General features: G+C 73.4%; 17 protein-coding genes. 14 read left to right on the plus strand and 3 right to left on the minus strand.

The features are described from left to right. Positions 1-9 precede the first annotated feature (9 nt). The 7 genes from VGN18_RS01900 to VGN18_RS01930 all read left to right on the plus strand — a co-directional run bounded on the left by VGN18_RS01900 (position 10) and on the right by VGN18_RS01930 (position 6,212). Positions 10-771: a ribonuclease HII gene (locus VGN18_RS01900; RefSeq protein WP_327537932.1), complete on the plus strand. Its 762-nt coding sequence runs from the start codon at positions 10-12 to the stop codon at positions 769-771. 31 nt (positions 772-802) lie between these two features. Then, on the plus strand, positions 803-1,126 hold the full coding sequence (locus VGN18_RS01905) for a DUF2469 domain-containing protein (RefSeq protein ID WP_327537933.1): 324 nt from the start codon (positions 803-805) through the stop codon (positions 1,124-1,126). A 7-nt stretch (positions 1,127-1,133) separates the two neighbouring features. Beyond that, positions 1,134-1,760, plus strand: a complete 627-nt coding sequence (locus tag VGN18_RS01910) for a transposase (protein WP_327537934.1) — start codon at positions 1,134-1,136, stop codon at positions 1,758-1,760. Between the two features lie 101 nt (positions 1,761-1,861). Continuing rightward, the gene (locus VGN18_RS01915; RefSeq protein WP_327537935.1) at positions 1,862-2,227 is read left to right on the plus strand and encodes a YraN family protein; all 366 of its coding nucleotides are present in this window, start codon (positions 1,862-1,864) and stop codon (positions 2,225-2,227) included. Next, positions 2,227-3,762 (plus strand): YifB family Mg chelatase-like AAA ATPase, encoded by a 1,536-nt coding sequence (locus tag VGN18_RS01920; RefSeq protein WP_327537936.1) that lies wholly within the window; start codon positions 2,227-2,229, stop codon positions 3,760-3,762. Before VGN18_RS01915 ends, VGN18_RS01920 begins: the two co-directional genes overlap by 1 nt. After that, entirely contained in the window at positions 3,759-4,991 is a 1,233-nt protein-coding gene (dprA, locus tag VGN18_RS01925) for a DNA-processing protein DprA (RefSeq protein WP_327537937.1), read from the plus strand. The genes VGN18_RS01920 and dprA overlap by 4 nt, the downstream gene beginning before the upstream one ends. Before the next feature lie 315 nt (positions 4,992-5,306). Beyond that, on the plus strand, positions 5,307-6,212 hold the full coding sequence (locus VGN18_RS01930) for a tyrosine recombinase XerC (protein WP_414655006.1): 906 nt from the start codon (positions 5,307-5,309) through the stop codon (positions 6,210-6,212). Positions 6,213-6,220: 8 nt separating this feature from the next. Here VGN18_RS01930 and VGN18_RS01935 read toward each other — a convergent pair whose 3' ends face one another. After that, on the minus strand, positions 6,221-6,763 hold the full coding sequence (locus VGN18_RS01935; protein ID WP_327537939.1) for a M23 family metallopeptidase: 543 nt from the start codon (positions 6,761-6,763) through the stop codon (positions 6,221-6,223). 185 nt (positions 6,764-6,948) lie between these two features. On the opposite strand from VGN18_RS01935, the gene VGN18_RS01940 reads away from it, so the two are divergent. From VGN18_RS01940 to VGN18_RS01965, 6 genes are all read left to right on the plus strand, one after another. After that, positions 6,949-10,026, plus strand: a complete 3,078-nt coding sequence (locus VGN18_RS01940; RefSeq protein ID WP_327537940.1) for an ATP-binding protein — start codon at positions 6,949-6,951, stop codon at positions 10,024-10,026. 267 nt (positions 10,027-10,293) lie between these two features. Next, positions 10,294-11,127, plus strand: coding sequence for a 30S ribosomal protein S2 (gene rpsB, locus VGN18_RS01945; RefSeq protein ID WP_327537941.1), 834 nt, complete (start codon positions 10,294-10,296; stop codon positions 11,125-11,127). 70 nt (positions 11,128-11,197) lie between these two features. After that, complete coding sequence (tsf, locus tag VGN18_RS01950) at positions 11,198-12,013, plus strand: translation elongation factor Ts (protein ID WP_327537942.1); 816 nt, start codon at positions 11,198-11,200, stop codon at positions 12,011-12,013. Positions 12,014-12,186: 173 nt separating this feature from the next. Beyond that, a complete protein-coding gene (gene pyrH, locus VGN18_RS01955; RefSeq protein WP_327537943.1) occupies positions 12,187-12,930 on the plus strand; it encodes a UMP kinase in 744 nt (247 codons plus the stop codon). 43 nt (positions 12,931-12,973) lie between these two features. Next, the gene (frr, locus tag VGN18_RS01960) at positions 12,974-13,531 is read left to right on the plus strand and encodes a ribosome recycling factor (RefSeq protein ID WP_327537944.1); all 558 of its coding nucleotides are present in this window, start codon (positions 12,974-12,976) and stop codon (positions 13,529-13,531) included. 10 nt (positions 13,532-13,541) lie between these two features. After that, on the plus strand, positions 13,542-14,546 hold the full coding sequence (locus VGN18_RS01965; protein ID WP_327537945.1) for a phosphatidate cytidylyltransferase: 1,005 nt from the start codon (positions 13,542-13,544) through the stop codon (positions 14,544-14,546). Between the two features lie 114 nt (positions 14,547-14,660). Here the strand turns inward: VGN18_RS01965 and VGN18_RS01970 are convergent, their stop codons facing one another. Together VGN18_RS01970 and VGN18_RS01975 are read right to left on the minus strand one after the other, a co-directional pair. After that, entirely contained in the window at positions 14,661-15,419 is a 759-nt protein-coding gene (locus VGN18_RS01970) for a lipase family alpha/beta hydrolase (protein WP_327537946.1), read from the minus strand. 214 nt (positions 15,420-15,633) lie between these two features. Then, the gene (locus tag VGN18_RS01975; protein WP_327537947.1) at positions 15,634-15,768 is read right to left on the minus strand and encodes a hypothetical protein; all 135 of its coding nucleotides are present in this window, start codon (positions 15,766-15,768) and stop codon (positions 15,634-15,636) included. Between the two features lie 323 nt (positions 15,769-16,091). On the opposite strand from VGN18_RS01975, the gene VGN18_RS01980 reads away from it, so the two are divergent. After that, a complete protein-coding gene (locus VGN18_RS01980; protein ID WP_327537948.1) occupies positions 16,092-17,693 on the plus strand; it encodes a long-chain-fatty-acid--CoA ligase in 1,602 nt (533 codons plus the stop codon). Positions 17,694-17,742 lie beyond the last annotated feature (49 nt).

Raw genomic sequence — 17,742 nt, forward strand, 5'->3', positions numbered from 1 at the left:
GGCCCGGCCATGGCCACCACCCAACGTCCCAGCGGGTTGACGTTCCGACCCCCGCGACTGGTCGTGCGCCGCGACGGTCCGCTCGGCGGTTACGAGTCCGCGCTGGCCCGGGCCGGCTTCGAGGCCGTGGCCGGGGCGGACGAGGCCGGGCGGGGCGCCTGCGCCGGACCGCTCGTCGTCGCGGCCTGCATCCTGCCGCCGGGTCGCCGCGGGCGGATCGACGGGCTCGACGACTCGAAGGTGCTCACCGCGGCCACGCGGGAGCGCCTCTACGGCGAGGTCCTCGCGCGGGCACTGGCCCACTCGGTGATCATCATCCCGGCGAGCGAGATCGACGCCTACGGGCTGCACGTGGCCAACCTGGCCGGCATGCGCCGCGCTCTGGGCACCCTGCGCCCGGCGCCGGACTACGCGCTCACCGACGGCTTCCCGGTGCCCGGCCTCGGCATCCCGTCGACCGCGGTGTGGAAGGGCGACGCCACGGTGGCCTGCATCGCGGCCGCGTCCATCCTGGCCAAGGTGACCCGGGATTCGATCATGGCCCGCATGCACGACGACTGGCCGCAGTACGAGTTCGACCGGCACAAGGGCTACATCACCGCGAGCCACTCGGCCGCCCTTGCCGAATGGGGGCCGTGCCCGCAGCACCGGCGCCGCTACGTCAACGTCCGGCGGGCCCTGCGCGCGCGGGGACTGGCGGCGGTGGGGGAGAATGGCTGGGCGGCCGGCGGGCCCGGCTCATATGCCGACAGCGACGCCGAGATCGCATGATCGCCCGGGACGGGCGCGGAGGGGGCAGGTCGTGAGTGCCGAGGATCTCGAGAACTACGAGACCGACATGGAGCTCCAGCTCTACCGCGAGTACAAGGACATCGCGGCCCAGTTCAGCTACGTCGTGGAGACCGAGCGCCGGTTCTACCTCACCAACGACGTCGACCTGCGCCCGCAGAACACCGACGGCGAGGTGTACTTCGAGCTGACGATGCGCGACGCCTGGGTGTGGGACATGTACCGCCCGGCCCGATTCGTGAAGACGGTGCGGGTGGTGACGTTCAAGGACGTCAACATCGAGGAGCTCGACAAGCCCGACCTGTCCCTGCCGGACAAGGGCGGCTTCGGCAGCTGACCGCCGGGTGCCGACCACCCTGGCCGACGAGGCCGACGCCTACCGATTCCTCGAACGCCTGCGCTGGCCGGGCGGCGTTCCCGCGGACTGCCCGCACTGCGCCGCCCGCGACGGCGCCTGGTTGCTCACCCCGGTCGACGGTGTCGGTCGGACCACCTCCACCGGCGCCCGGTCGGCCCGGCGGATCTGGCGGTGCCGAGGCTGCCGGCGGCAGTTCTCCGTCCTGAACGCGACGTTCCTGCAGGGCACCCGGACCGACCTGCTGACCTGGCTCGCGGTGGTGACCGATCGGGCCGCCGGAACCGCTGACGCGATCATCGCCGACCGGTCCGGTCTGACCCCGGCGACCGTCCGGCACCTCCTCGCACGCCTCGCGGTGGCGGAGCGGGCCGCCGGGTTGGCGCCGCCGGCGGCTCGGTCGGTGGCGGGCGAGCGGTGCCCGGGCGCGGTCGAGGCGCAACCGGTTGCCGGGCGGGTGTCGCTGACCGTCGCGGACGACGTCGCCGAACGGGTCCGGGCGCTGCTGGCGCTGCCCGGCGGGAAGGCGCGGGCGGTGCGGCACGGCACGCCCGCCCGGCGCCGGCCGCTGCGTCAGGTCGGGCCGAGCGCCGAGTACGGCGACGGGCCGGACTGACGCCGCACTCGTCGAGGGTGCGCCAATCCCCGCCGCCGACGTTGTCCACAGGACCTCGTCGACCCCGGCGCCGGGCCGGGACGGTCCGGCACGGTGGCCTCATGCGAGTCAAGGATGCGGTCGGACGGTTCGGGGAACAGGTCGCGGCCGACCGGTTGAGGGCGGCCGGTCTGACGCTCGTGGCCCGGAACTGGCGCTGTCGTGACGGCGAGTTGGACATCGTCGCGCGCGACGGCGGGTCCCTCGTGTTCGTCGAGGTCAAGACCCGGTCGTCGCGGGCCTACGGTGACCCCGCCGAGGCGATCGGGGCGGCCAAGGCCGCCCGCATCCGTCGCTTGGCGCTGCGCTGGATCGAGGAGAACCGCACGCCGGACTGGTTCTGGGACTCGATCCGCTTCGACGTCGTGACGGTGGTGCGACGTCCGTCCGGCGCGCCGGATGTCGCGCACCTGCGCGGGGCGTTCTGATGGGGTTGGCGAAGACCCGGGCGGTCGCGCTCACCGGCATCGACGGCCAGGTCGTCGAGGTCGAGTGCGACATCTCGGCCGGCCTGCCCGGGCTCTCGTTCACCGGCCGGGCGGATTCGTCGGTCGTCGAGTCGCGCGACCGGATGCGGGCCGCGATGACCAACTCCGGACTCGAGTGGCCGAATCGCAAGATCACCGTCGCGTTGCTGCCGGCGGACGTGCGCAAGGTCGGGTCGCGGTTCGATCTCGCGATCAGCATTGCCGTGCTGGCGGCCGCGGGGCACGTGCGGGCGGCGGCGGTCGCCGACGCGGTGTGGATCGCCGAGCTCGGCCTCGACGGGCGGTTGCGTCCGGTTCGCGGGGTCCTGCCGTCCGTGGTCGCCGCGGTGCGCGCCGGTGCCCGCCGGGTGGTGGTCGCGCGGCCGAATGCCGAAGAGGCGGCCCTGGTCCGCGAGGTCGACGTGCGCACGGCCGATCACCTCGCCGAGGTCGTGGCCTGGCTGACCGGCGAGGGGCCGGCCCTCGAGCCGGTCGCGGCCGAGCCACCCGTCGACGAGCCGCCCTCCGCCGGCGCCGATCTGTCCGATGTGGCCGGGCAGGCGATCGCGAAGCGCGCCCTCGAGATCGCGGCCGCCGGCGGCCACCACCTGTACCTCGTCGGCACGCCCGGCGCCGGCAAGACGATGCTCGCGGAGAGACTGCCCGGCCTGCTGCCGCCGCTCGACGACGACGCCTCCCTCGAGGTCACCGCGGTGCACTCGATCGCCGGTCAGCTGGCGGGCCGCGCCGGGCTGGTGACCCGCCCGCCGTTCCAGGCCCCGCACCACACCGCGTCCATGGCGGCGCTCGTCGGCGGCGGCTCCGGGCTGGCCAGCCCGGGCGCGATCAGCCTGGCCCACCACGGCGTGCTGTTCCTGGACGAGGCGCCGCTGTTCAGCTCGCAGGCCCTCGACGCGCTGCGGCAGCCGCTCGAGGGCGGGCACATCGTGCTGCTCCGCGGCGGCGGGGCGGTCCGCTACCCGAGCCGGTTCCAGCTGGTCCTCGCCGCCAATCCGTGCGGCTGCGGTCGGCGCTCGGCCGACTGCACGTGCGCGCCGCAGGCGAAGAGGCGACACGAGCAGCGACTGTCCGGCCCGCTGCTCGACCGCATCGATCTGCGGGTACAGGTCGAGCCGGTCGCGCACGCCGAGCTGTTCGACGGCTTCGGTCCTCGCGAGAGCTCGCGCGAGGTCGCCGAGCGGGTCGCCGCCGCGCGGGCCCGCTCGGCCGAGCGGCTGCGGGGTACCCGGTGGTCGGTGAACGCGGCGGTGCCGGGGTCGGTGCTGCGCTCCTCGGAGTGGCTGCCGCCGCACCGGGTGCTCGCCGAGGCCGAGACCTGCCTGGAGCGCGGCGTGCTCAGCGCCCGCGGCTTCGACCGCGTACTGCGGTTGGCCTGGACCATCGCCGACCTCGGCGACCGGCTCTCGCCCAGCCCGGCCGACGTCTCCGAGGCCATCTTCTTCCGGACGGGGCGGGTGCAGTCGTGGGCGGCGTGAGCGACGACATCCTGCTCGCGCGGGCGTTCCTGAACCGGGTGGCCGAGCCGGCGTGCGTGCCGCTCTGGAAGCTGGTCCGCGACGTCGGGCCGGTCGAGGCGGTGCGGATGATCCGGGCCGAGCGGGTCGTCGACGAGGTCGCGCAGGCCACCGCGGGTCGGCGACTCACCGCCGACCCGGAGGCCGATCTGGAGGCCGCCGCCCGGCACGGTCTGCGCCTCGTGGTGCCCGAGTCCGACGAGTGGCCGCATTTCGCGATGTCCGCCCTCGAGCAGGCTGCGCTCGAACGGCTCCACGAGTGGGAGCACGGCCAGAAGACGCAGTCCCCGTCGGGCGAGCCCATCCCGCCGCTCGCGCTGTGGGTCACCGGGCCGGCCGACCTCGCCTCACTCGGGGTCCGGTCGGTGGGCATCGTCGGCGCCCGCTCGGCCACCCGTTACGGCGAACAGGTCGCGATGGACCTCGCGCACGGGCTGACCCGCCGCGGATTCGCCGTGGTGTCCGGCGGGGCCTACGGCATCGACGCCGCAGCCCACCGCGGTGCCCTGGCGGCCGGGGGGACGACCGTGCTGATCTCGGCCGGTGGCCTCGACTCGCCCTACCCGCCGTCGCACGCGGGGCTGTACGAGCGGGCGGCCGCGACCGGGCTGGTCGTGTCCGAGAGCCCGCCGGGCTCGACCCCGCAGCGCCGCCGCTTCCTGACCCGAAACCGCCTGATCGCCACGCTCGCCACCGGCACGGTCGTCGTCGAGGCGTCGCTGCGCTCGGGGGCGTCGAACACCGCCGGGCACTGCCGCCGGATCCAGCGGCCGCTGATGGCGGTGCCGGGCCCGGTGACCTCGCCGGTGTCGGCCGGGTGTCACGCCCTGATCAACGCCGACGTGCAGCCGGCGCGCCTGATCACCGGCGTCGCCGACGTGCTGGCGCTGATCGGCTCGTCGAGCGATGTCCCGATCGGCGACCCCGCCCACGAGGTGTCGGCCGACGACCTCCGCGCCCGCCTCGACCTGCTCGACGACGTGAGTCGCAGCGTGTTCGACGGCTTCCGCGCCGGCCGAGCGGTCAGCTGCGACGAGCTCGCCGTGTCGAGCGGGGTGAGCACCCTCGACGTGATCCGGTCGCTGCCGGCGCTGCAACTCGCCGGCCTGGTCGAGGGCGACGACGGCCGGTTCCGGATCGCCCGGGCGGTGCCGCGCGGGTCGCGGCGCGCGGGAGTGGGGTCGAAATGATCACGCCCCGGGACCTGAGTCCCTGGCTGCGTCCGAGACCTTTGATGACACTGAGAAGACACCCCAGCCGGTCGGTGGCGTTCCCAGGAGGAGGGGTGATTCGTCGGCCTGCGTGCCGACGTCCCGGTCGCCGTGGCCGGGTCCGGTCGAACCCCACCCCGACCAGGCCTGGCCGCGGTCCGCCGTGGATCGGCTCCGGCCGACCCGCGTCCCGCGCGTCGCCTTGACCCGAGGTCGGCCATCGCGGACGGTCATCGGATGGCAGCCAGGGCCGGATCCGCCGAGCGCGTCGACCACGTCGCGCTGCGGGCCGGCCTGCCCGAACAACTGGCCGCCGCCGCCACCGCCTTCGAGCGGCACCTGACCCTCGAACGCAACCGCTCGGCGCACACCGTGCGGGCCTACCTGGGCGATCTCGTCGGCTTCCTCGACCACCTGGCCCGTCTCGGCGGTCGCACCGTGGCCGACATGGATCTCGCCACGTTGCGGAGCTGGCTCGGGGTGCAGCGCAGCCGCGGGGCGTCGCGGGCCACCATGGCTCGACGGTCGGCCGCGCTGCGCACGTTCTCGGCCTGGGCGCACATCTCCGGCCTGGTGCCCGACGACCCGGGTCAGCTGCTGGCCAGCCCCAAGGCGCACCGCACGCTGCCGTCGGTGCTGCGGGCCGACGAGGCCGAGGCGCTCATGGCGGCCGACGACTCCGAGTCGGCCGAGCCGGTGATGCTGCGCGACCGCCTCGTCGTGGAATTGCTGTACGCCGCCGGCATCCGCGTGTCCGAACTCGTCGGGCTCGATGTCGACGACGTCGACCGCCGGCGGCGTGTGCTCCGGGTGCTCGGCAAAGGGAACAAGGAGCGCACCGTGCCGTACGGCCGACCGGCCGACGACGCGCTCGGCGACTGGCTCGAGCGGGGGCGGCCGGCGCTCGCCGTCGAGGGCAGCGGTCCGGCCCTGCTGCTCGGCGCCCGCGGCGCGCGCCTCGATCCGCGAGCCGTGCGGCGCATCGTGCACCGGCGGGCGGCCGCGGTTCCCGGCGCGCCCGATCTCGGCCCGCACGGGCTGCGGCACAGCGCGGCGACGCACCTGCTCGAGGGCGGCGCCGACCTGCGCACGGTGCAGGAGGTGCTGGGGCATGCCAACCTGGCGACCACGCAGATCTACACCCACGTGTCGGTCGAGCGGCTGCGCCGCACCTACCAGCAGGCCCACCCCCGCGCCTGACACCCGGCTCAGCCCGGACGCGGCCAAGGGAGCAGGCGCACCGGGGCGAGCGGCCGCAGCAGGGTGAGCGGGTCCAGGTAGACCGGCCCGCGGCGTGCGCCCCAGTGCAGGCACGACTGCGGCGCGCAGCCGCGGTGCCCGCCGGAGATGCGGCCGACGACCTGGCCGCCGCGCACACTCGCGCCGACCGGGACGAGTGCATCGACCGGCTCGTACTCGGTGCGGATGCCGTCGGGGTGGACGACCACGAGCACGCCGCGCCCCGCGACCGAGCCGGCGAAGGTCACGACACCCGGCCCGGCGCTGCGCACCGCCGCCCCGACGGCCGCGGCCAGATCGACCCCCCGGTGACCCGGCCCGTAGGGCGTGGCCGGCGGATCGAACGGTCGGAGCACCCGCAGCGGACCGGTGAGCGGAGCGACGTACGTCAGGACGGCGGAGCTCGCCGGAACGAGCGCGGGCGCCCCCACCCGCGGCGCGCGGGCCGGCGCGTGGGCGACCGGCGCCAGCACCCCGGCCGCCAGCAGCAGGGCGAGGACCGTTCGGCTCATCGCGCCAGCGTCGCGCGGCGGCCGGCGGGCCGGGCGGTCGAGTGCGCGCCTGTGGATGACGACGCGCCGTCCACAGGGCCGCCGGCGCGGAGCCGCCGAATACGACATTCTCCCGATGCCGGCCCCCACCTCAGACGCGCATCGTGCCCAGGAGCAGACCGCTCACCCGATCGAGGAGACCGCCCGTGGCTGCACCGACCGGCGCCGTCGACGACACCGCGGCGGCCTGGTGTCTCGACCTGATCGAGTGCGCCGGACCCGCCGCCCGAAACGTTGTCGGCGGTCCAGGCGAAGATAGGTCCGTGGCCCGCACCTCCGCCCCGCTCGTCGGTCGATCCGATGAACTCGCCGACCTCGTCGAGGTCGTCGCGGCGGCGCGCGCCGGCACCGCCGCCGCCCTGGTGCTCGGGGGCGACGCCGGGGTCGGGAAGACCCGCCTGCTGTCCGAACTGATGGGCCGGGCCGTCGACTCCGGGCTGCTCTGCCTCGTCGGCCACTGCGTCGACCTCGGCGACACCCCACCTCCATACCTGCCGTTCAGCGAGGCGTTCACCCGCCTCGCGGCCGAGCGTCCCGACGATGTCGACCGCCTGCTCACCACGTTCCCGGCGCTGGCCCGGCTGCTGCCGCGGCGCGGGGCGGGCGAGGGGCCCGCCGTCGATGACCGGGTCGAGCGCGGCGAGCTGTTCGACTCCGTCCACGGGGCCCTGGCGGCGCTCGCCGCCGACCGGCCCGTCGCGCTGTTCCTCGAGGACGTGCACTGGGCCGACCAGGCCACCCGCGACCTCGTCGGCTACCTCTTCACCCGCCTCGACGGCGAACGGTTGGCCATCATCGCGAGCTACCGCAGCGACGACCTCCACCGGCGCCATCCGCTGCGGCGCACGCTCGCCGAGTGGTCCCGGCTGCCGTCGGTGAGCCGCCTCTACCTCGACCGCCTCGAGCCGGAATCGATCCGCAGCCTGGTCCGCGGCATCCACCCGGAGCCGCTCGACGCCGCCGATGTCGACGGCATCGTCACCCGGGCCGACGGCAACGCGTTCTTCGCCGAGGAACTGCTGGCCGCCACCGTGCAGTGCACCGATGCCCGGCAACTGCCCTGGCAGCTGGCCGACCTGTTGCTCGTGCGCCTCGACCGGCTCGGCGAGGAGGCGCGCGAGGTCGTCCGCATCGCCGCGGTGGCCGGGCGGCGCGTCTCGCACACCACGCTCGAGGCGGTCGCCCAGCTGCCCGGCCGTCGGCTCGACGACGCGCTGCGCGAGGCCATCGACAGCCATGTCCTGAACCTCACCGACAGTGGGCGCGGCTACACCTTCCGGCACGCGCTGCTGGCCGAGGCGGTCTACGACGACCTGCTGCCGGGCGAGCGGGTGCGCCTGCACGCGGCGTACGCCGACACGCTCGCGGCCACACCGACCCGGCGCCCGGCCGAGCTCGCCCGCCACGCCCGGGCCTCGCACGACCTCGCCACCGCGTTCTCGGCCAGCATCGAGGCGGGGGAGGAGGCGATGGCCCTGGCCGCACCGCAGGAGGCGCTGCAGCACTTCGAGACCGCGCTCGAGCTGCAGCCGCGCATCGCCGATCCCGGCCTCGACCGCCCGCACCTCACGCTGGCCACGGTCGAGGCGGCCGACGCCGCGGGGCACGGGCTGCGTGGGGTCAAGCTGGCGAGCGCCGCCCTGGCCGAGCTGCCGGCCGACGCGCCCGACCTCGACCGCGCCACCCTGCTCGTCGCCCTGGTCACGGCCAGCATCAGCAACGAGATCGGGGTCGAGGCGTTCAGCCAGATCGCCGAGGCCGTGTCACTCATCCCGGCCGAGCCGCCGACCCCGTTCCGGGCGCGGGCCCTGGCGCTGCACGCCCGGGTGGCGATGTACCTCGGCCGCGACGTCGAGGCCCTGCGCTCGGCCCGCGAGGCGCTCGAGGCCGCCGGCCGCACCGGCAGTCGGGCCGCCGACACCGATGCCCGCTCCAGCCTGGCCATGATCGAGCGCCGGAGCGGCGACCCCGACGAGGCGGCCCGCCTGCTGCGCGAGGTCACCGAGCAGTCGCGGGCCTCGGGCGACGTCTCGTCCGAGCTGCGCACGATGTACAACCTGGCCACCCTCTGGTACGAGCAGTGCGACCTCGAGCAGGCCGAGGCGGCCTACCGCGACACGCAGCGGCGGGCCGTCGAGACCGGCCGCACCTGGGAGAACTTCGGCCTGATGGCCCGGGCGATGCTCGCGACGACCCAGTACCTGCGCGGCGACTGGTCGGCCTCGCTCGCCACCCTCGACGTCTCGGCCGACCAGCCGACCCCGATCGGTGCCGGCGTGCTCGGCTCGACCGCCATGCTCGTCCGGGCCGGCCGGGGCGACACCTCGGTCCTCGACCAGGTCGCGGCCCTGCGCCCGCACTTCCGCCGCGAGGGGCGCATCCCGCTGTACGCCGGGCTCGCCGCCCTCGAGATCCACGAGCAGCGCGGCGACCACGAGGCCGCCCTGGCGCTGATCGACGAGCTCGTCGAGATCTTCACGACCCTCTGGCTCAACCCCTGGTTCCTCGCCCGCATCCAGCTCGCCGCCCTCGGCCTGGGCGTGCTGTCCGCCGCGGCGGCGAGCGCCCCGCAGGCGCAGCACGCCGAGCTCGCCGCCGCCGGGGCCCGGCTCGTCGACGACGGCCGGACGAGCGCCGAGCGCGGGCTCCCGCCCGGGCGACGGATGGGCCGCGAAGGGCGCGCCTGGGTGGCCCGACTCGAGGCCGAGTGGGCCCGGCTGCGTTGGCTCACCGGGGTCGACGCCCCGCCCGCCGACGAGTTGGTCGCCGCGTGGGAGCACGCCGTCACCGAGTTCGACTACGGGGAGCAGGTGCAGACCACCCGGTCCCGGGCCCGGCACGCCGCCGCGCTGCGGGCCTCGGGCCGCACCGCCGAGGCCGCCGAGGTCGCTGCCCTGGCCCGCGCCGCGGCCGAGCAGATGGGCGCGCGCCCGGTGCTCGCCGAACTCGCCGCCCTGCAGGTGCCCGCCGGGCCGCGCCGCAAGGCCGAGCCCGGGGCGGCGAGCAGCGCCGGGAAGGGCCTCACCGCGCTCACCGACCGCGAGCGGGACGTGCTGGCCGAGCTGGTCGACGGCCGCACCAACCGCCAGATCGCGGCCAAGCTGTTCATCAGCGAGAAGACGGTCAGCGTGCACGTCAGCAACATCCTGGCCAAGCTCGGCGTCCGCAGCCGGGCCGAGGCGGCCGCCCTGGCCCGTCGCGACCCCGCGGCCGCCGGGGCCTGAGGGCGGCTGCCGGTGGTCGGAGCAGCTCACCGCAGGGGCTAGACTCGGACCCGCAGCCTGAGCAATCGGGCTGACTTCGCGTGCCCGCCTTCTGAACGCAAGAAGAAGGTAGGCGGCCAGCCTCGGTCCGACCCGGCTCACCCCGGTCCGGCCCCCTGACCGCGACACCGGGCACCAGGGCAGACGGGTCACCTGACCCGTTCGCAACAACCGAGGCCGCGTGCGGTGCAACATCCGCGCGCACGACACTGCAAGGAGGACGTCGGCATGCCCGTCGTCACCATGAAGGAGATGCTCGAGTCGGGCGTCCACTTCGGCCATCAGACCCGCCGCTGGAACCCGAAGATGAAGCGCTTCATCCTCACCGAGCGCAACGGGCTCTACATCATCGACCTGCACCAGACGCTGACCTACGTCGACAAGGCGTACGAGTTCATCAAGGAGACCGTCGCCCACGGCGGCACGGTCCTCTTCGTCGGCACCAAGAAGCAGGCCCAGGAGTCGATCGCCGAGCAGGCGACCCGCGTCGGCATGCCCTACGTCAACCAGCGTTGGCTCGGCGGCATGCTCACCAACTTCCAGACCGTGTTCAAGCGGCTGCAGCGGATGAAGGAACTCGAGGCCCGCGAGCAGGCCGGCTGGGAGGGCGTCGCCACCAAGAAGGAGCAGCTTCTCCTCACCCGTGAGATGACGAAGCTCAACCGCTCCCTCGGCGGCATCCGCGAGATGACGAAGGTGCCCAGCGCGGTGTGGGTCGTCGACACCAAGAAGGAGCACATCGCCGTCGGCGAGGCGCGCAAGCTCAACATCCCGGTCGTCGCGATCCTCGACACCAACTGCGACCCCGACGAGGTCGACTACAAGATCCCCGGCAACGACGACGCCATCCGTAGCGCCGCCCTGCTGACCCGGGTCGTGGCCGACGCCGTCGCCGAGGGCCTCATGGCCCGTTCGGCCGCCGCCGCCAACGCCGGTCGTGACGAGAAGCCGGAGCCGGCCGCGGCCCCCACCGGTCAGGTCGCCACCGACGAGCCGATGCCCGAGTGGGAGGCCGAGCTGCTCAAGCCGTCTGGCGAGGCCCCGGCCGCGCCCTCGGCCTGACGCTCGCACCCGAACCGAATCCCCGACCCGGTGGCCACCCGGCCACCGAGCGACTCTGTGGAGCAATGAAATGGCACAGTTCACCGCCGCTGACGTGAAGCGGCTCCGCGACGCCACCGGCGCCGGAATGATGGAGTGCAAGAAGGCCCTCGACGAGGCCGACGGCGACTTCGACAAGGCGCTCGAGGTCCTGCGGGTCAAGGGCGAGGCGAAGGCGCAGAAGCGCGGTGCCGAGCGCGAGGCCTCCAACGGCCTCGTCGCCGCGGCCGAGGGCGCGATGATCGAGCTCGCCAGCGAGACCGACTTCGTCGCGAAGAACGAGCAGTTCCAGACGCTCGCGGGCGACATCGTCGCCCACTTCTCGAACTCCTCGGCCACCGACGTCGAGTCGCTGCTGGGCGAGACGCTGAAGGACGGCAAGACCGTCGCCGACAGCGTCCAGTCCCTCGGCGTGGTCATCGGCGAGAAGCTCGAGCTGCGCCGCGCGGTCAAGCTCGACGGGAAGGTCGCGACCTACCTGCACCGCAAGGCCAAGGACCTCCCGCCGCAGGTCGGCGTCCTCGTCCAGTTCGACGGTGACGACGAGACCGCCGCCCGCACCGCGGCCATGCAGGTCGCGGCCATGCGCCCGGCCTACCTGACCCGCGAGGAGGTCCCGGCCGAGGTCGTCGAGACCGAGAAGCGCGTCGCCGAGGCCAAGGCCCGCGAGGACGGCAAGCCCGAGCAGGCCCTGCCCAAGATCATCGAGGGCAGTGTCACCGGGTACTACAAGAACAACGTCCTGCTCGAGCAGTCGTCCGTGGTCGACAACAAGAAGTCGGTCAAGGCGCTGCTCGACGAGGCCGGCGTCACGATCACGAAGTTCGCGCACTTCGAGGTCGGCTGACCCGTTCCGGGTAGGAATGCACGACCTGATCCACACCGGGCCGAGACCGTCCGGCTAGGGTCGACGTTCGAAGCGTGACGACGAGAGGGGCTGCCGATGAGCGACGCTTGCGGAGCGAGCCCTGAAGACAGAAGTCCTTCGGTGGCCGTACCGAGCGAAGCGAGGGTAGGCCGATGACCAACTCCGAGGTGGCCCCTCTCGCCTTTCGCCGGGTGATGCTGAAGCTATCCGGCGAGATCTTCGGTGGCGGCAGCATCGGCGTCGACCCGAAGGTGGTCCGCTCCATCGCCACCCAGATCGCCGAGGTCGTCGCGAGCGGCACGCAGATCGCGGTCGTCATCGGCGGCGGCAACTTCTTCCGCGGCGCCGAACTCTCGCAGCACGGCATGGACCGCGACCGGGCCGACTACATGGCGATGCTCGGCACGGTCATGAACTGCCTGGCGCTGCAGGACTTCCTCGAGAAGGAGGGGGTCCCGACCCGGGTGCAGACCGCCATCACCATGGGCCAGGTGGCCGAGCCCTACATCCCGCGGCGCGCCGAGCGGCACCTCGAGAAGGGGCGCGTCGTCATCTTCGGCGCCGGCGTCGGCATGCCGTACTTCTCCACCGACACCGCCGGCGCCCAGCGCGCGCTGGAGATCGGCTGCGACGCGTTGCTGATGGGCAAGAGCGGTGTCGACGGCGTCTACGACGCCGACCCGCGCGAGGTGCCCACCGCCACCCGGTTCGACGAGATCACCTACGACGACGTGCTGCAGCGCGGCCTGAAGGTCGCCGACGCCACCGCGTTCAGCCTCTGCCGCGACAACGACATGCCGATCGTGGTGTTCGAGCTGGCGGAGGGCAACATCGCCCGGGTGGTGCGCGGCGAGCGCATCGGCACCCGCGTCGGCGTCGGCGTCGCGCCGTCATGACCGCCTCCACGCCAGCCAGCAACGACAGGGAAAGGGACGACCGGTGATCGACGAGATCCTCTTCGAGGCCGAGGAGAAGATGGAGAAGGCCGTCCACGTGGCTCGGGACGACCTCAGCGGCCTGCGCACCGGGCGCGCCAACGCGAGCGCCTTCGCCCGCCTCGTCGTCGACTACTACGGGGCCCCGACCCCGATCCCGCAGATGGCGACGGTCAACGTGCCCGAGGCCCGCATGGCGATCATCAAGCCCTACGACAGCAGCCAGCTCGGCGCCATCGAGAAGGCGATCCGCGACAGCGACCTCGGGGTCAACCCGACCGATGACGGCCAGATCATCCGCGTCGTGTTCCCGCAGCTGACCGAGGAGCGTCGCCGCGAGCTCGTGAAGGTCGCGAAGGGCAAGGGCGAGGACGCCAAGGTCTCCGTCCGCTCCGTCCGCCGCCACACCAAGGACGCGCTCGACAAGCTCGTGAAGGACGGCGAGTCGGGCGAGGACGACGTCCATCGCGCCGAGGTCGAGCTGGACAAGCTCACCGCGCGCTACACCGCGACGATCGACGAGGCCGTCAAGGCCAAGGAAACCGAACTGCTCGAGGTCTGAGACCCGCTCGATGACCTCCGACGATCCGCGACCGGCCGAGCCCGAGTCGCCCCCCTCGGCCGTGGCGCGGGCGCGTCGCGTGGCCGGCCAGGCACCCATCTCGACGACCCGGCCGAAACGTCACGCGGGCGCGCAGCCCGGGGTCACCTGGGTGGCCGAGCAGCCGACCGGCGGGCCCGACGACATCCCCGAACCGGTGCCGGCGTCGAAGGCGGGCCGGAACCTGCCGGTCGCCATCGCGGTGGGCGCCGGCTTGGGCGCGGTCGTGCTGGCCAGCCTGTTCATCTACCGGCCCAGCTTCGCCGTCCTCGTCGGCGTCGCGGTGCTGTACGCCTGCTACGAGCTCACCCACGCCCTGCGGGCCGGGGGCATCCGGGCCTCGCTGACCCCGATCCTGGTCGGCGGTGCCGCGGTGCTGGTCGCGGCGTGGACCCGCGGCCCCGGCGGGCTGGTGCTGGCCGTCCTCGTCACCGTGCTCGGGTTGCTCGTCTGGCGGGTTGCCGACGGCGCGCACGGCTACACCCGTGACGTCGCCGCCTCGATGTTCACCGTGCTGTACGTGCCGACCCTGGCCGGGTTCGCGGTCCTGCTGGCCCACCCCGACGACGGCGCGGCCCGGGTCGTCGCGTTCGTGGCGACCGTCGTGTGCAGCGACACCGGCGGGTACGCGGCCGGCGTGCTGTTCGGCCGGCACCCGCTGGCCCCGATCGTGTCGAAGGCCAAGACGTGGGAGGGATTCGCCGGCTCGGTCGCCGCCTGCTCGGCGGCCGGCATCGCCTTCCTGACCCTCACGTTCCACGAGGCGTGGTGGAAGGGCCTGCTGTTCGGCCTGGCCGTTGTCGTCACCGCCACCCTCGGCGACCTCGGCGAGTCGATGATCAAGCGCGACCTGAAGATCAAGGACATGGGCAAGCTGCTGCCCGGGCACGGCGGCCTCATGGACCGCCTCGACTCGCTGCTGCCCTGCGCGGCGGTCGCGTACCTGGTGCTGTCGGCGTTCGCCCCGGTCGGTTGACGTCCGCCGCCCCTTCACGGTGAGTGGCGAGTTCCGGCCCTGAGTGGCGCTTAACGACGCCCCACTGACGTGCTCAACTCGCCACTCAACGGAGAGGGGGAGGGGCGGCCGGGGTCAGCGCGCGGGGGTCAGCGCCGCGAGCCGGTCGGCGACGATGACCAGGACGGCCGGATCTGTGCCCATACCGGTGTGCGTAGTGCCGACCTCGACCGTCTCGGCCGCCGGGTCGAGACAGGTGCGCCAGTCGATGATCGCGTCGCCGCGGGTGTAGACCGAGGTGTACGGGAGGTCGGGAAACGGGCCGTCGAGCTCGGCGGCGATGCGTGACGCGCACTCTCCGGTGACGCAGTCCTCGGAGATCACGCCGGTCAGGCCGCGGCGGTTGAGCCGGAAGAGCAGTTCGAGTTGCTTGCGCACGTGGGCGGCGACGCTGAGGGTGCCGGTGAGCGGCGCGCTCATGACCACGACACCGGCCACGAGGTCGGGCCGCCGGCTCGCAGCCAGCTTGACGATCATGCCGCCCCGGCTGTGGCCGACGACCGCGACCGGCCTGCCCTCGGCCGCGGTCACGAACTCGAGCCGGGTCACCAGGCGCTCGACCATCGCGTCGGTGCAGCCGAGGTTGGCCCCGATCTCGCTCTTGAAGGTGCGGTGGCCCTGCCGGCGCAGGTGCCGGGCCAGGATCGTCAGGGAGATGTCGCCGGAGATGAAGCCAGGGACGAGGACGGCCGGCGTGGCCGGACCCGCAGCGGGCTGGGCCACCGGACGCCGCAGCAGGTTGAGCATCCGTCCGTACGAGCGGAGTTCGGCCTGGCGGGCGGCCCGCTCGGGCACGTAGTCGATGTGCGGGCCGAGGTCGGGGGTGGCGGTCATCGGGCGGTGCGTCCTCTCGGCCGGGCGACGGACAAGGATCTGTCAGGAGCAGCGCCGGCGCCGACCACGGTATTCCGTCGCCAGGACCGCGCCGTCCCGCACAGCCTCGTTCGAACAGCGGAGCGCGGCACCGTCAAGGGGATACGGTGCCGCGCTCCGTGGTGCATCGGCGTCACGGGCGGCAGGGGTTCCGCCGGGTGGCGCCGGGTGGAGGTCAGTACACCCGGTCGACCGGGGCGCCCGCCTGGTGGTCGACGACGTGCGTGGTGGTGTGACGCGCGTTGGCCACGAAGAACATCGAGATCACGAGGCCGACGGCGCCGACGATCATCAGGATCACGCCGATCATGCCGATGTCGAAGCCGTGCGACTTGTCCGTCGCGACCGCGAACTTCAGGATCGCCCGAGGGCGATGAGGAACAGGCTGCCACCGATACGCATTGGGTTCTCCTGGGTCGGTTACGCGCATCCGGGGTGGGTAGTTGCGCACCGCCTGGGTACCCGCCGGAACTCCGCGCGCTAACACCGACAAATGCCGCGGAAAACCATCTTCCCGGACGGATCTGACGAGAAAAGTTGGGTGGACGACCGTCGACGGGCCGCAGGCTCTCGGGCGGCGCGGGTCGTGTTTGATGGTCAGGCCCCCGATTCCGGCCGCCAGGGAGGACCGCGATGTCGACCGCGACGTCACCGCACCACCTGCCCTGCGGCGGCGCCCACTGGGTCGACCACGTGGCCCGGCACGCGCACGCCGACCCCGACGGCGTCGCCCTGCGCTTCGAGGGTGCGACCACCACCTGGGCCGGGTTCGACGAGCGCGTGCGTCGCTTCGCCCGCGGCCTGCACGAACGCGGCGTCACGCCGGGCGACCGCGTCGTCGTGCTCATGACCAACCGCCCCGAGTTCATCGAGGCGGTGCTCGCCGCGAACGCGGCCGGGGCGATCGCGGTGCCGGTCAACTTCCGGCTCGCGCCCGAGGAAGCGGGCTACATCCTGTCCGACAGCGGCGCGTCGGTCATCGTCACCGACACAGTGCTCGCGCCGCTCGCCGCGGCCGCGAGTGCCGCGGCCGTTCGGGCCGGCGCCGGCCGTCCGCGCATCATCGTGGCCGGACCGGACCCGTCGGCCGGGGGTGCCGAGGCCGAGTCCTACGACGCGGTCGTCGCCGCGGCCGGTGCCGAGCGCGTCGAGGTCGCGATCGGCGAGCACGACGTCGCGCTGATCATGTACACCTCGGGCACCACCGGGCTGCCCAAGGGCGCGATGCTCACCCACCTCAACCTGCTCATGCAGTCGATCACGGGCATCCGCACCTCCACGGTGCACAGCGACGACGCGGTCGTCCTGCTCAACGTGCCGATGTTCCACATCGCGGGCATCGGGTCCATGCTGTCGGCGCTGCTGATCGGGGCGACCTCGGTCATCATGCCGACGGCGCCGTTCGACGCGCTGTCGACGCTCGACGTCGTCGAGCACGAGGGCATCACGTCGCTGTTCCTCGTCCCGGCGCAGTGGCAGGTGCTCTGCGCCGACCCCGCCGCCACCGATCGCGGCCGCTCGCTGCGCACCATCTCCTGGGGCGCGGCGCCGGCCACGGTCAGCCTGCTCGAGACGATGGGGCGCGTGTTCCCCTACGCCGAGATCATCTCGGTGTTCGGCCAGACCGAGATGTCGCCGGTGACGACGTCGCTGCCCGCCGAGGACGCCGTGCGCAAGATCGGTTCGGTCGGCAAGGCCGTTCCGACCATCGCCGCCCGCATCGTCGACGACGAGATGAACGACGTCGCGCCGGGGCAGGTCGGCGAGATCGTGTACCGCGGGCCGTCGCTCATGGCCGGCTACTGGAACAACCCGCAGGCAACGGCCGACGCCTTCGACGGCGGGTGGTTCCACTCGGGCGATCTGGTGCGGGCCGACGAGGAGGGCTTCCTCTACGTCGTCGACCGCAAGAAGGACATGATCATCTCCGGCGGAGAGAACATCTACTGCGCCGAGGTCGAGAACGCGATCGCCGGCTGCCCGGCGGTGGCCGACGTCGCGGTGATCGGCGCCAAGCACGAGCGGTGGGGCGAGACGCCGGTCGCGTTCGTGGTGCCGGCCGACCCGGCGGCGCCGCCGACGATCGACGACCTCACGGCCTGGACGAAGGATCGGCTCGCCTCGTACAAGAAGCCGACCGCGATCGTGGTGCTGGCCGAGCTGCCCCGAAACGCCTCGGGCAAGGTGCGCAAACACGAGCTGCGGGCGAGCTACGGCAGCGTCCCGCTAACCTGAGCAGCGTCTACGAGGAGCAGATCATCACCGACGCCGTACCCGACCCGTC

This window comes from Jatrophihabitans sp., from assembly GCF_036000465.1.
GTDB lineage: Bacteria > Actinomycetota > Actinomycetes > Mycobacteriales > Jatrophihabitantaceae > Jatrophihabitans.